At 37.5% G+C, this 13,640-nt stretch carries 14 protein-coding genes; 10 read left to right on the top strand and 4 right to left on the bottom strand.

Annotated elements, in window-relative coordinates:
• Positions 1–7 precede the first annotated feature (7 nt).
• The 8 genes from MHH87_RS09965 (at position 8) to MHH87_RS09930 (ending at position 7,349) form a co-directional block, all read left to right on the top strand.
• A complete protein-coding gene (locus tag MHH87_RS09965) occupies positions 8–256 on the top strand; it encodes a hypothetical protein (protein WP_340749153.1) in 249 nt (82 codons plus the stop codon).
• Positions 257–496: 240 nt separating this feature from the next.
• The gene (locus MHH87_RS09960) at positions 497–796 is read left to right on the top strand and encodes a hypothetical protein (RefSeq protein WP_340749152.1); all 300 of its coding nucleotides are present in this window, start codon (positions 497–499) and stop codon (positions 794–796) included.
• On the top strand, positions 797–1,342 hold the full coding sequence (locus MHH87_RS09955) for a hypothetical protein (RefSeq protein ID WP_340749151.1): 546 nt from the start codon (positions 797–799) through the stop codon (positions 1,340–1,342). It abuts the gene before it with no gap.
• A 104-nt stretch (positions 1,343–1,446) separates the two neighbouring features.
• The gene (locus MHH87_RS09950; protein ID WP_340749150.1) at positions 1,447–2,340 is read left to right on the top strand and encodes a DMT family transporter; all 894 of its coding nucleotides are present in this window, start codon (positions 1,447–1,449) and stop codon (positions 2,338–2,340) included.
• A gap of 190 nt (positions 2,341–2,530) precedes the next feature.
• A complete protein-coding gene (locus MHH87_RS09945) occupies positions 2,531–2,752 on the top strand; it encodes a tautomerase family protein (RefSeq protein WP_340749149.1) in 222 nt (73 codons plus the stop codon).
• A 108-nt stretch (positions 2,753–2,860) separates the two neighbouring features.
• Positions 2,861–4,033, top strand: a complete 1,173-nt coding sequence (locus MHH87_RS09940) for an FtsW/RodA/SpoVE family cell cycle protein (protein WP_340749148.1) — start codon at positions 2,861–2,863, stop codon at positions 4,031–4,033.
• A 517-nt stretch (positions 4,034–4,550) separates the two neighbouring features.
• Positions 4,551–6,659 carry an EAL domain-containing protein gene (locus MHH87_RS09935; RefSeq protein ID WP_340749147.1) on the top strand — a complete coding sequence of 703 codons (2,109 nt, stop codon included), beginning with the start codon at positions 4,551–4,553 and terminating at the stop codon, positions 6,657–6,659.
• A gap of 27 nt (positions 6,660–6,686) precedes the next feature.
• Positions 6,687–7,349 (top strand): GNAT family N-acetyltransferase, encoded by a 663-nt coding sequence (locus MHH87_RS09930; protein ID WP_340749146.1) that lies wholly within the window; start codon positions 6,687–6,689, stop codon positions 7,347–7,349.
• 337 nt (positions 7,350–7,686) lie between these two features.
• Here the strand turns inward: MHH87_RS09930 and MHH87_RS09925 are convergent, their stop codons facing one another.
• Together MHH87_RS09925 and MHH87_RS09920 are read right to left on the bottom strand one after the other, a co-directional pair.
• Complete coding sequence (locus MHH87_RS09925; protein WP_340749145.1) at positions 7,687–8,355, bottom strand: GNAT family N-acetyltransferase; 669 nt, start codon at positions 8,353–8,355, stop codon at positions 7,687–7,689.
• 31 nt (positions 8,356–8,386) lie between these two features.
• Positions 8,387–9,295: a carbon-nitrogen hydrolase family protein gene (locus MHH87_RS09920; RefSeq protein WP_340749144.1), complete on the bottom strand. Its 909-nt coding sequence runs from the start codon at positions 9,293–9,295 to the stop codon at positions 8,387–8,389.
• Between the two features lie 458 nt (positions 9,296–9,753).
• Between MHH87_RS09920 and MHH87_RS09915 the strand changes: the two genes are divergently transcribed.
• Together MHH87_RS09915 and MHH87_RS09910 are read left to right on the top strand one after the other, a co-directional pair.
• Positions 9,754–10,128 (top strand): hypothetical protein, encoded by a 375-nt coding sequence (locus tag MHH87_RS09915; protein ID WP_340749143.1) that lies wholly within the window; start codon positions 9,754–9,756, stop codon positions 10,126–10,128.
• 283 nt (positions 10,129–10,411) lie between these two features.
• A complete protein-coding gene (locus MHH87_RS09910; protein WP_340749142.1) occupies positions 10,412–12,022 on the top strand; it encodes a M20/M25/M40 family metallo-hydrolase in 1,611 nt (536 codons plus the stop codon).
• Between the two features lie 72 nt (positions 12,023–12,094).
• Here MHH87_RS09910 and MHH87_RS09905 read toward each other — a convergent pair whose 3' ends face one another.
• Together MHH87_RS09905 and MHH87_RS09900 are read right to left on the bottom strand one after the other, a co-directional pair.
• A complete protein-coding gene (locus MHH87_RS09905; protein WP_340749141.1) occupies positions 12,095–12,472 on the bottom strand; it encodes an SLAP domain-containing protein in 378 nt (125 codons plus the stop codon).
• Between the two features lie 576 nt (positions 12,473–13,048).
• A complete protein-coding gene (locus MHH87_RS09900) occupies positions 13,049–13,429 on the bottom strand; it encodes a winged helix-turn-helix transcriptional regulator (protein ID WP_340749140.1) in 381 nt (126 codons plus the stop codon).
• Positions 13,430–13,640: the final 211 nt, after the last annotated feature.

The raw sequence follows: 13,640 nt of genomic DNA, 5'->3' as shown, positions 1-13,640 counted from the left end.
CGATGTGTTGAGTAAACGTTTTATCGCCTGTTTATGTGCAACAGCCATTGTTATTTGCGTGAGTATTTGGTATGGAGAAGAGCAAAAGTTAGATAAGCCGTTTATATTAGATGTGACAGAGCATATCCTATTTGAAGATTATGAAAAAAATCAACTCGACATAAGCTATTTAATGAATCGTGGCGACGCGGTTGTACTACAATTCTTCGTAGTTGGGGGGCGTAATTTTTACCATTTAGGAGATGGGTTTATCTAGTTTTGGGATCCTGATTATATACCAGTAAGGGAAAACTATACATATGTTGCGCTAAAGGATGCCGTTTTTTACTTAACGTTGGAGGATGTTGCTTTTTTAAAACAGCATCGGGATGAGTTGCAGTATGCGGAATTTCATTTCGTAAAGAGTGCACCAGTACAAGTTCCTTTACAAATAAGTTTCGTGAACAGCGAGAGTAAACTGTTAATCGAAATTAATTCACATAAAAAAGAGTTAAGCATGACGCTTGCGGAATCAATTCAGATTGAAGCACTGACGTCAACGATTAAGACAGCTGAGCTCGTTCTAGAAAATTCATCTGGTGAAGTGCTAACGCTCCCGTATGAAACAGCACCAAATGAAAAACTAGTCATTCAATACACACATAACTACCGTTTTGCGCATGAGTCATTTCACAATATTATTTTAAGTGGTGTGGATCAGAAGGGTGAACCACTGACACAGGTCGTATTCGGAGAGACGTTAAATTATCCACCGGAAAACGTCATCCTGGAGCTACTAAAAAAGGGAGTTGACTGAATGCAAAACTTTTTTTCAACGCTAATTATCGGGCATTTTCTTATTTTCTTGGATATCAATATCGGTATAGACTGGCTTCCTGATTTTGTTGGGTTCTTTTTAATGGCAGCAGCCTTTGGAAAGCTTGAGCACTTTGAGGGGTCCGTTGTAGCAAAGTGGCTAGCGATTTTACTTGGTACAATTATTATTATTTATATGTTTACTATTAGTTCTTTACAGCAAGATTTATCATTAGGGTGGACATTGTTAGGCTTAGGGAATGCCTTGTTATCGCTTAGTTTCTATTATTATTTATTCAGGGTTTGCCTGCAAATTGCACGACCTATTGGACAGGAAGCGTATACAAAGAAAATCAAGTATCTTTTTTTAACGGTTTTATTCATTGTAGCGATCACTCCTGAGGTATTCACACATTCCTCGTCAATAGCTGGGGGTGTGGCAGCCATATTTCTCCTTGTTGCAGTGCTCTTTGCGTACGTAATGCTCATCATCTATTTCTTTAATATGAAGGGACAAAATTACATTGAGACGGATGTTTTGGCATGAAATCCACTTTTCCTAGTAGGTCGAGACGTGATAAAATAGATTCGTAAACTACCTAAAAATATTAATATTATGGTTTTTCTAATGAAAAGGAAGTAGGATTTTTTGTGGATCGTTTGAAAGGAATTATTATGGTTGTTGTCGGCGCTATGTTTTGGGGTGCTACTGGCCCAATGATGGAGTGGATGCTTCACAATACAGAGATGTCGGCAGAATTTATGCTTGCTGTGCGGTTAATTATTGCAGGAACGCTTATTCTATGCTTAATCGGTGTGCGTAAGGAACCGGTATTTGAAGTATGGAAAATACCTGCGTGGCGCAATCAGCTACTGGTTTTTAGTATTATTGGAATGGTCGGCTTGCAATACACATTTGTTAAGGCAATTGAAGAAAGTGATGCAGTCGTTGCCACACTTCTGCAATTTCTAGCACCGATATTTATTATTTTATATGTTGCCTTTATGCAGAAAAAGCTACCGCCGAGAAGTCAGGTTATTGGCATTGTCGGCACACTAGTGGGGCTTTATTTATTATTAACGAATGGCTCACTATCAACGTTACTTGTGAGTGAGAAAGCGCTTATGTGGGGTGTTTTACTAGGTTTTACATATGCCTTTTATACATTATATCCCGTCCGTTTAATGAACGAATGGGGCGTACTAACCGTTGTGGGCTGGGGCATGGTGATTAGTGGCCTTGTATTCGCGATCCTGGGACAAATTTGGTCAACGCCAGAATGGACACTACTCGCGGATGCTAATATGTTGTGGATGATGGGGGCGCTTATTTTCCTTGGTTCCACTGCCTTTGTCTTATTCCTAAGTAGTATGAAGTATATTTCAGCAGTGGAAACGAGTATTCTATCAAGCTTCGAACCGTTAACAGCAATGGTCATTTCGGCGATCTGGCTCGGGTCGATTATGCAGACGTGGCAGCTCGTCGGTGTTGCACTTATGCTGTTATTCGTCGGCTATTTATCGATTGCAAGCGGGAAAAAATAAGGGTTAAATTGAAGAAAAATAAACTGCGACAGCCTAAGAAATCATCATGATTTTCTTGGGTTGTTTTTTTACTAAAAGGGTTTCATTGAAGAAGTGAGGAAGTATATAAAATAATTCAAAAAATACATGGTTCTTTATTGGGAATACAGGGACAGTAGTGAGCAAAAATAAATGAGAGAGGATTGGTAATATGCCTATAATCACAGTGAAAATAGCTAAAGGTAGAACGATTGAACAAAAGCAAAATTTCGTTGAAGCGATTACTAAAGAAGCTGCGGAAAAATTACATGTAAAAGCAGAATGGGTGACCGTTATTTTTGATGAGTATGAAAGAGAAAATTGGGCTTCAAACGGACAATTACACTCAATAAAATTCGGTGAAGGTTTTGGAATGAAAGGAACTGAACAGTAGATAATTATTGAGCTTAGTTGAAATGTCGGAATATTCATATTATGTGGAACTCTATTGAACCATTATCGTCTAAATATTGGATAATTATTTAGTAGAGGAGAAAATTCCGTGTTTCTTAAAATAGTGGATAGACCTATTTTGTTATACGTATGTGTTTTAGCTATCATTAGTTGCTTTTTTATCTATTCAAGTAGTGTGATGAGTTCACAGTATTCAGGGGCATTTGTATTAAAGCAACTCATTTTTTATTGTTTAGGAATTGTGCTTATAGTTTGTGTAGCTTCTTTTGACTTAGACCAGTTGAAAAAGGTTTCTTGGTATTTTTATGCGATCATCACTTTATTGTTAATTGGCTTAATTTTTGCACCTGAGAGCATTGCACGTCCTATAAATGAAGCGAAAGCGTGGTATCAGATTAAGTTTATTGGTACGTTTCAGCCATCTGAATTTTTGAAGTTTGCTTTTTTACTTGTTGTTGGAATCGTCATCGAAAAACACGATGAAAAATTCATTGCGGCAACTGTACAACAAGGCTGCTGGCTGCTGTTTAAAATAGGGATAATTACAATTCCGCCAATGCTCATCGTTTATGAACAACCAGATACAGGTATGCTCATGCTGTATTTAGCGTTGATAATCCCCATGATTTATTTTTCAAACTTAAATAAAAAATTATTATTGACGTTAACGTTAATTCCTGTAACGATTATTAGCATCATTGTCGTTATGTATGTTCACTTCAATAGCTTTTATACGGAAAATGTTTTGGGTCAGCTATCTCCGCATCAAATTTCGAGAATTAACGGGTGGTTACAGCCTTTTGAGTATGGTGATTCCGCCTACCAAACGCGGCAAGGAATTCTGTCGATTGGCTCGGGGGAACTTGCAGGGAAAGGTTATTTACAAAATGAAGTATATGTTCCAGAGAAGCATACTGATTTTATATTTTCAACAATTGCGGAAGAAATGGGTTTTATCGGTGGAGCGCTCGTTATTTTTATTTATTTTTTATTGTTACATAGGATTGTCATTCTCGTTTTACATGCGAAAACCAACTTTTCTTACGTAACCGGCGCGGGTATTATTGGCTTACTAACGTTTCAAATATTCCAAAATATCGGCATGACAATGGGCATATTACCAGTGACGGGTGTGACATTGCCTTTCCTTAGCTACGGTGGTAGTTCATTGCTATCGAATATGATGTTAATCGGTCTCGTGTTATCAATTAAAAAATCGTATGAGGGGTATATGTTCAAGTCTGAGGGGGAGATGGAATAGGGGGCAATAAGGGAGCCTGCTAGTTGAGGTTCTAGATGGGGTCAGACAGTTGAGGACACACCATTATCCAAGTTGTGTAACCGCTGCTTGTAGGAATTGTGCTTTCACTTCGAATTATTGATCGTCAATCGATTATTATGAACATGTTCTTTCGTGGTTTTTTTCGAACTTTTGGACAATACCCAAAGTTCGGTGTTGCACTCGTTTGTGATTAATAGTGTGCTATTCGTATACACGATTTTCCTTTTGTGATTAATAGTGTGCTATTCGTATACACGATTTTCCTGTGGAATCGCTTGAAGAAAAAAGGGAATATTCCTCGTATATTACTGAATGGAAGTACGTGACGATTTTGTAGTCGTGTACTTTTTTTGTGTTTATAAGACTTTTAATACTGACAGTTAATATATTCGCCTTAAAAATGATATAATTATCTGATATAGGATTCGTTTTTATTAATTAAAGGTATACAAAGTAGGGAATGTGTAGCTATTTTTTTAAAGGAGCATTAATTCCAATGGACAACAAATATAATAATAATAACCGAGTTGAGGATATGACCAAACAAATAAAAGCCCTTCAAGATATTGAATATGCTTTAGATCAATCTTCAATTGTTGCGATTACGGATCAACAAGGCATGATTACCTATGTGAATGATCATTTTTGTGAAGTATCCCAATATGACCGAAATGAATTGCTTGGACAAGATCATCGGATATTGAATTCGGGCTATCATTCGAAGTCATTTTTCAAAGAAATGTGGAAGCAGATTGGGTTTGGTCAAATTTGGAAAGGTGAAATTAAGAACAGAAAAAAAGATGGATCCATGTATTGGGTACAAACAACAATTGTCCCATATTTGAATGAAAAGAAAATACCGTATCAATACATCTCAATCCGTACTGATATTACGAAGCAAAAACAATTAGAGGAAGAAGTAATGGTAAGCAATGAAAAGTATCGATTGATTGCCGAAAATACAGTTAATCTTGTCTCTTTAATAGAAGGAAACGGATCTTTTCAATATGTATCCCCATCTTTTCAAACCTTATTAAAGATTAACCTTGCGCTATTAGAAAACAGTAATTTGTTTGAATTGATTCACCCGGATGATGTAGAAATTGTCAAAAAAGAAATTGACTCATATTTTAGAAGAAAAAAAGAAACAAGGCTTGTAGAATTTAGAATTCGGAATGTTAATGGAGAGTATTTCGAAGTTGAAGCAAATATTAGTAGTATTAGCAGTTCTAATTATTCAATGAATGAATTGTTACTAGTGGTCATACGAGATACACGTAGTCGCAAAGAAATTGAAAAGAAAATTTATCATTTAGCTTATCATGATGCTTTGACTAATTTTCCAAATCGACGTTCATTTATGAATCAGCTTCGTACTGAAATTGAGGATAGAAAATTATCGAGATCCAAAATGTCGGTTCTTTTTATTGATTTAGATAATTTCAAATCAATTAATGATCAATGGGGTCATGATGCAGGAGACGCGGTTATTATAGGAGCTGCACAAAAAATCAGAGGGGCTATTCGCCAATCGGACGTGCCTGCCAGATTAGGGGGCGATGAATTTATTGTCCTGTTAAAAGATGTGCCAGATGAGGAAGATACAATTTCAATTGTTAAGCGCATCTTAACGAATTTTCAAACGCCTATAATATTTAACGGTCAGGAACATTTAATCACGTGCAGTATTGGCATAGCAAATTACCCTGAACATGGAGAATCTCCAGAAGAACTAATCAAAAATGCAGATGATTCACTTTATAATGTAAAAGAACGTGGCAAAAATAATTTTATCCTATTCGATACAACGATCCAAAATCAATCGTTAGAACGTAATTTACTTGAAACTGCCTTAAGAAATGCGATTAAAGAGCAACAGTTCTATTTGGAGTATCAGCCAAAACTAAATATATCTACGAATGAACTACTTGGTATGGAAGCTTTGGTGAGGTGGAATCATCCGAATTTAGGAATAATTCCTCCAGGGAAATTTATACCCTTGGCAGAAGAAACAGGTTTAATTGCCCCGTTAGGAGAATGGATTTTAAGAGAAAGTTGCAGACAAACAAAACAATGGCAGGTAAATGGGTTTCCGCCATTAACGTTATCTGTTAATGTTTCGGTCCGTCAGTTAGTGGAGCCGAATTTTATTCATGTAGTTGAAGAAATTTTAAAAGAAACTCAATTACATCCAAAATGGCTAGAATTAGAAGTGACCGAAAGTATTTTTGCTGACGTTAAAAGTACGTTGCCCGTTTTAAGAGAGATCCAAAAACTGGGTGTCCATATTTCTGTTGATGATTTTGGAACAGGGTATAGCTCGCTCAGTTACCTTAAACATCTACCTATTAATACGTTGAAAGTCGATGCCTCCTTTATCAAGGATATTCATACGAATGAAGAGAGCAGCGCAATTGTAAAAGCTGTATTAACTTTAGCGAATACAATCGGTCTAAATGTCATTGCTGAAGGGATCGAATTACAAGAACATGTCGATGAACTAAGTAAAGATGGCTGCGTATTTGGCCAAGGGTTTTATTTTAGTAAACCATTGAATATCAAGGATTTTGATGACTATATGAAAAATTTGAAAAGCGAATCATAAAGGGATGACTTGGGGAGGAAGCTGTTGGTGTATCGAAAAGAAGGCTATGTATTTCAAGATGGAAAGCCCATTTTAGCAGTAGTGAGAAACTATGAGAAAAAAGATTTCAAAGACTTGATTATGATTCAACAACAATGTTTTCCTCCGCCATTTCCTTCTGAGCTTTGGTGGAGTGAAGCGCAGCTAGAAAGTCATGTTACGCATTATCCAGAAGGGGCTTTATGTGTAGAGATAGGCGGAGAAATTGTCGGCTCGATTACCGGTTTATTAGTTGATTTTGATCCGGACAACCCATTCCATACGTGGGAAGAAGCGACCGATCACGGCTCCATTCGAAATCATAAGAATAGTGGGAAGACCTTATATATTGTCGATATTTCTGTAAAGCCGGCCTACCGTAAGCTAGACCTAGGGAAGTTATTAATGCAATCGGTGTATGAGCGTGTAGTTCATGACCAACTCGACCGGGCCCTAGGAGGGGGAAGAATGCCTGGCTATCACAAATATGCAGAGCAACTAACACCTGAACAATATGTGGAGTGTGTTCTTTCAGGTGAATTAAAAGATCCCGTCATTACCTTTTTACTGCGATGCGGACGTACGCCAATATGTGTCGTGCCCAACTATTTAGACGATGAAGAATCACATAATTACGGTTTGTTAATGGAGTGGAAAAATCCGTTTAAATAACGTTAAGTTTGATGAAAACGGCTTTCTGATTATACAAAATCACAAGCTATTTTGAGGGCATTGAAAAAGTTTATAAAGTAGTTTAGCCAGTTCTTGAACGAGACATCGTTTAAGCACTGGCTTTTGTTTTAGATGTCGTTGATTTCCGTTGTGGCGAACGCTTTTCTGAGGGCGAGCCTAGATGCTGATGGTGCTCATTTCATCAAAAAACTGAGAGCAGTTCATTCAACTATTAGTAGAAAAAAATGAACACATTTAAGTGGATAAAAAAATCATTTAACAAAATAATCGCGAAAGAAGACGTTTCAAAGTACTCCCTGAGACGCCTACTTTGTTATTATAATGGAAGCAATTCAACTTCTTCTTTTGATTCTAATGCAGCAATCATCAAATGCCATGCGTCCGGTTTGTGAGATAAAATCGCATAATAGCCTTTTAAGAAATTAGCAATAAAAAGTCCGCTTAATTCGTTTATTTCTTGATAAGGAAGGAAACAAAAATCTAAGTCCGTTACCGCATCGCCTTCATTTGTCCAGGAAGGGTGTACATACGAGAAATTCAATCGTTTAAAGCCTAGATGTGCAAGCACTTCACGACGCACGAATGGATTCATTGCTTGAATACCGCCGAATGCATGATTACCAATGCGATATGGGTCGTAAATCTCCGCAAACACCCCGATTAACTCAACGTTATGCGCTTTTGACAGCTGCATTAAATCCTCATGTCGTTTTTTTGCAAGGAATGGACCAACGCCAATGCCTTCTTTACCAATCATCGTAAAGTCGGTCATGGACAACTTTTTGTCAGCATAAAACCGGTATTCCGTTGCGCCCACAACTTCGCCTTCTTCTACTGCCACAAACATACGAATTGTCGGGTCCAATAAAGGCTCTCTCCACAACTCATACTCCAGTACTTCCTCCGCAGGAAAAACATTTTGCATTAGCTTGTGCATTTTTGGAAATAAAGGATCCTCAATATTGTTAATTTGAACGTATTCCATGTCAAACACTCCCCCTAATAAGTATGAAAAACTAGTTTACCTTGTTGAACACAATTTCCTTTGTCATTGATGTTATTGCATCTACTTTGCCAAGATCCGGGTACAAATCAAAGCGACGATCTCGCCAAGTCGTCACGGACCCGCGCTCACGTACTTCCTGTAAAAGCGCCACATCTAAATCGGCGGTGATGATCATATCGTTATTAATTTCACCTTCCGCTAAAATGCCGTTTGGTGGGAAGGGTACATCATTTGGTGTAATTACCGCAGCCTGTCCAAAGTTGCCACGCATAAAGTCCACGTTCGGAAGTGACCCAACCGTTCCAGTCGATACAACATACACTTGGTTTTCAATCGTGCGCGCGTGACTCGTAAAGCGAACGCGATTAAAGCCGTGACGGTCATCCGTACAAGAAGGAGAGAAAATCACATCGGCACCCATACCCCGCACCATGCGCACCACTTCTGGGAACTCAATATCATAGCATGTTAGTAGGGCAATTTTCCCTTTAGCCGTCTCAAAAATTCGCAAAGACTCACCCGGCGTAATGCCCCAGTCCGTCACTTCTGTCGGTGTCAAATGAAGCTTCGCCTGCTCGCCAATATGCCCATCCGGTGAAAAGAGATGCGCCACATTGTACAAACGGCCCTCTCTGCGGATTACATGCGTTCCTCCTATTATATAGACGCCATATTCCGCAGCGAGCGAAGAAAATAAACGCAAATAAGCTTCCGTATAATTTGGCAGATTGTGAATCGGCTGCCCCTCGCCATTAGTCGAAATCGACAATAACTGTGTCGTTAAAAACTCCGGAAACAAAATAAACTCCGTATTAAACTCAGCCGCAGCCTTCACATAATGCGTCACCTGTGCCTCAAACTCCTCAAAACGATTGATCGTATGTAGATGGTACTGTACAGCAGACACTCTTAATTTCAATTGAGGAACCTCCTTAAAAATAACATTAGCTAGAAAAATAATAACATAGATTTTATGAGAAGGGGGGTGAAAAAAATTGGGTGAGGATGAACCTCGTTTCGTTGGCGCAATGTTCAATCAACGCCTATATCTTTTAGAAAAATACAGATTTTCAGTAGGCGGACGATGGTAGCGTAGAAATCCACAGAATTTATCGGAACGGTCTGAGGCATAATTGCTTCACTTAATTTATAAGATGGTATAAGAGAAATTAAAACGGAGGGGAATTCATAAGCTTAAAATATGAAATCGCTGCTTATCAACGAAATAATAATTATGACTGGATTTTAAGCGAATGTAAGGCAGGAAAAAGGCCAGTTGATGAAGTCATTGAATATGCGGTATACACCAAAACACCGAAGTTAAGAGTATGCCACCGAAGTTATGCAGGCAAAAACAGAGTACGTGATGAAATGATTATGAGGCTAAAAAAATCATGGGCCGCTTTAGGTACGCCCACTACTTTTGAAGAAATCATGCAATGGGTGTATGAACATAGAATCGAAGGATTTGGACCTGTAGGGGTTTATGACACCGCTTTAAGAATCGGCGTATACATGGGGATCTATCCTGAAATGGTTTATATTCATGCAGGAAGCAAAGAGGGCACTAAATTATTACTAGGGAAGGATTATACTGCAAAAATAGCATATTACTTTATGGGGGATTTGGACTATCCTGTACTGGATCCGCTCGTGTATCCAGAAGAAATTCAGAACTTAGCTCCCTATCATATTGAAAATTTTCTATGTAATCGAATAAATAAAATTAGACAATTTGTAGCTAGTAATTAATTACTAGCTCATTTTTGGTAGATCAGAAAGTATAAGTTTCTCATCCACATAAGAAAGACATCAACAAGCCCTATTTTGAGCGAGTGATGTCTTTCAAATACACTTTATAAAAGGTTTGTTGCCACTTAAAAAAATAGCAATGAATCAGTAACGAGCCAAACCTCAATGCTGTGGTATTTTATAAATGGATTAAAAGGTATCTGGAAATAATTATCGAATGATAACATTAGAATAATAAAAATAGATTGTCTAAATCAATCACAAGTGAGGAAGGTGAAGGGTTATGATGTGGAATACGTCAGAGAAGCTACGTGTGCTATTGGATGAGCTTGTTAGTTGGGAAAGTGAGACTTTAACAGAAGGTGAATGTCTTTTTTCTGAAAAATTGCTTCAAAAATTGCAGCAGCTCTCTTTTTTTCAGTCCTACCCAGAGTATTTAACAATTTGTGATGTAGATAAGGGGAGACAATTTCTTACGGCTTTGTATAAGACTGAGGGGGTTCGAGAAACAGTTGTACTAATTAGTCATTTTGACACAGTACAAATTGAGGAATACGGAGAATTAATGCCGCTTGCGACAAACCCAAAAGAATTGACAAAAGCCTTTTATGAAAATCCGAGTATTTTAAATGAATCTGCCCAGAAAGATGTTGCTTCGGGTGAGTACTTATTCGGACGTGGTGTCATGGATATGAAGATGGGACTTGCCCTTCATATGCAATTACTAGAACGAGCAATTAATGAACAATGGACAATTAATATACTACTAGTGACGGTCCCAGATGAAGAGGTCAATTCAGCAGGGATGCGTGAGGCGGTAAAATATATTGCAGAACTAAATACAAAGCTAGATCTAGATGTTAAGTTATTTTTAAATAGTGAGCCTTCCTTTACACAAGGACCAGGAGATTTAAAGGAATACATTTATTCAGGTTCAATTGGTAAAATCTTGCCAGCAGCACTCTTCTATGGAAAGGAAACACATGTGGGCGAGCCACTAAAAGGTATAACGGCACCATTCATGAGTGCATTTTTAACGGCGGAAATGGAATGGAATGAGCGTTTTACTGAGGAAGTACATGGAGAGTTCACGCCATTACCGGTTTCATTACAACTGAAAGATTTAAAAGACCGCTATTCAACGCAAACACCTTATAGAGCGACAGCGATGTATAATGTCTTTTTAATGAAACGTAGTGCTGAGGATATTATGATGATTTTTGAAGAAGTAGCAACAGAGGCTATGTCAAAATGCCAAGCACGCTATGACAGTATGTGTGAAAAGCAAAGGGTGGACGGTGTAGGGGAAATACGCACAATACGTTTTGAAAAGTTGTATCAATATGCGCTGGATAAGCTAGGCGACGAAAAGGTTCGAACAATCATCTCGAAAGTAATTGCAAATGATCTACTAGACGATCGCGAAAAATCGTTGCGCATTGCTGACCAGCTACTTATTTATTGCCAGGAGTTAACACCAGCAGTTGTCCTATTATTTGCGCCACCTTTTTATCCGCCAGCCAACTCGTCGGATCATCCACTTATTCAGGGGGCCATTCAGCTATTACTAGGAGAAGCGAAAAAAAAGAATATTCCTCTCGAGCAAATTCATTATTTTAATGGTATTTGTGATTTAAGCTACTGTCAATTGAATACGGATGCTACGTGGGAAACGTATGAAAAAAATACACCTGTATGGGGAGAAACGTATAGTATTCCTTTTGATAGCATTGCAACATTTAATGCACCTGTTTTAAATGTTGGCCCATTTGGAAAAGATCCGCATCAAATTTCAGAAAGGCTCCACGTGAAGAGCGGCTTAGAAGAAATGCCGGAACTCCTCCATTTACTTATAAATTATGTAAAAACAAGTATCGCCCAAGAAGCAAATTAACCAATGAAAGCCATACTCAAAAAGGCGCCGCATGAGAATTCTCAGCAGCGCTTTTTTTCTTTGGGTTCGAGTTTAAAGTATTTCTAACCGCCCATTCTCAAAAGAAGCAAGCGGACTATAGCTGAGACTAGGAAATATAAACGTCCAAGGCAAGCTAACTTGGGGTGGGATTATTAATGTGGGAAGAGTGAATTTCTCGTCTGCAATGACCTCATCTTGCATGCGGTAGACTATTCGCGTTTTATTAAAAGTAAGGGGTTGATCCGTAAAGTTATGGACTAATACGGTAACTAATAGCTCTTGTTTATGGTTGATTGCTTGTCGTATAGGGGAGCAAAGAATGCAGGAACTGTTGGGCTGCTTTGTTTCAGTAAAGATTTTTTCAATAGTATGTCGGTCCTGAGTAGCCAATGCTTTATTCCAAGACGCTTCAAATTGTAGCTGTTGCATAGTGAAAACCTCCTCTTTCAAAGTTAGTGTAGCATAAGTGAAAGAGAGCGAGCGGAATTTTATTTGAATCGCTCAGGCTTGCTTTTGGCACGAAAGAATAAAGTCTAAAAATGGTAGATTTTTTAACAAAAAGGTTTAAGATAATTTATTAATAGTAATATTAAATCAGGGTTTAAAACGAAAAGTAATAGTGTCAAAAGAGTTATTGTCTTTCTTTGTTTGAGTGGATACAACTGTTGATTTGTAATAAAGTTTGATCAAAGATACCTGACAAACCAGTATTTTACGATAAATAAAAAGAATCTATTTTGAAAAAAGATTGATCAAAATGGATTCATATCCGGCAGATTTAAGTATCGGTTTTATAAAAAAGTTTGATTATTTTTGTGCCCCTTGCTCCATTAAAGCGCCCGATTATGGAACAAGATAAACCTTAATTTTCTTTCTGCCCTTTTAACATAAGTAAAGAATATGTCCGAGATTTTTTATACAACAAAACATCTTTTTTTATATTCAATATTACTTTTTCCGCCAGAACAGGCGATTTATATCATCGTAAATGATTTGGTTTTTCCATTATTTGAGATAATTTTCTTCTTGTTTAATTTGATCTATTCGTTTTTTCCCCCATTCATACATCATCTCAACGATTGGTAATAACGTCATCCCAAGTTCAGTCATTGAATATTCGACTTTCGGAGGAACTTCTGGAATCACTTCTCTATGAACAATTCCATCTTCTATCAGGTCTCGTAATTGATTTGATAATATTTTATGGGATATTTTCGGGAAAAGTTTTTGAAGTTCGCTGAATCGATGTGTCCCTTCTACACCTAAATGCCACAAAATAACAACTTTCCATTTCCCGCTAATAATCGATAAGGTAAGTTCTTTTTCACAATGATAATCTTGATTTAATATTCTTTCTTGGATCTCTTTTCTTAATGTATCTGACATGGACATTTACTCCTTTACTTATAGTAGTAACCGTTTGGTAACCTCCGCACAAAAAAGTGCGTTCTTCACAATAGAGAAAACTGTAGGTAGAATGAAGTTAGTCTTAAGACAAATCATTTCCGAGTAAAACAGCGTAATTAATTATACCATCAGAACGGTTTTATCAAACACACCTTACTCAAGTATTAATTTTTTTAGTTTAATACACTTT

The organism is Solibacillus sp. FSL H8-0538 (assembly GCF_038003525.1).
In the GTDB taxonomy this organism is placed as follows: domain Bacteria; phylum Bacillota; class Bacilli; order Bacillales_A; family Planococcaceae; genus JBBOPI01.
The sequence above is the reverse complement of the archived record's forward strand: the minus strand, read 5'-3'. Positions and strand labels throughout refer to the sequence as shown.

What these genes read in the sequence shown, in the direction of transcription:
- MHH87_RS09900 (WP_340749140.1), bottom strand. Translation starts at nt 13,429, where the DNA reads ATGTCAGATACATTAAGAAAAGAGATCCAAGAAAGAATATTAAATCAA.
- MHH87_RS09960 (WP_340749152.1), top strand. Translation starts at nt 497, where the DNA reads ATGACGCTTGCGGAATCAATTCAGATTGAAGCACTGACGTCAACGATT.
- MHH87_RS09910 (WP_340749142.1), top strand. Translation starts at nt 10,412, where the DNA reads ATGATGTGGAATACGTCAGAGAAGCTACGTGTGCTATTGGATGAGCTT.
- MHH87_RS09935 (WP_340749147.1), top strand. Translation starts at nt 4,551, where the DNA reads ATGGACAACAAATATAATAATAATAACCGAGTTGAGGATATGACCAAA.
- MHH87_RS09915 (WP_340749143.1), top strand. Translation starts at nt 9,754, where the DNA reads ATGAGGCTAAAAAAATCATGGGCCGCTTTAGGTACGCCCACTACTTTT.
- MHH87_RS09955 (WP_340749151.1), top strand. Translation starts at nt 797, where the DNA reads ATGCAAAACTTTTTTTCAACGCTAATTATCGGGCATTTTCTTATTTTC.
- MHH87_RS09945 (WP_340749149.1), top strand. Translation starts at nt 2,531, where the DNA reads ATGCCTATAATCACAGTGAAAATAGCTAAAGGTAGAACGATTGAACAA.
- MHH87_RS09905 (WP_340749141.1), bottom strand. Translation starts at nt 12,472, where the DNA reads ATGCAACAGCTACAATTTGAAGCGTCTTGGAATAAAGCATTGGCTACT.
- MHH87_RS09925 (WP_340749145.1), bottom strand. Translation starts at nt 8,355, where the DNA reads ATGGAATACGTTCAAATTAACAATATTGAGGATCCTTTATTTCCAAAA.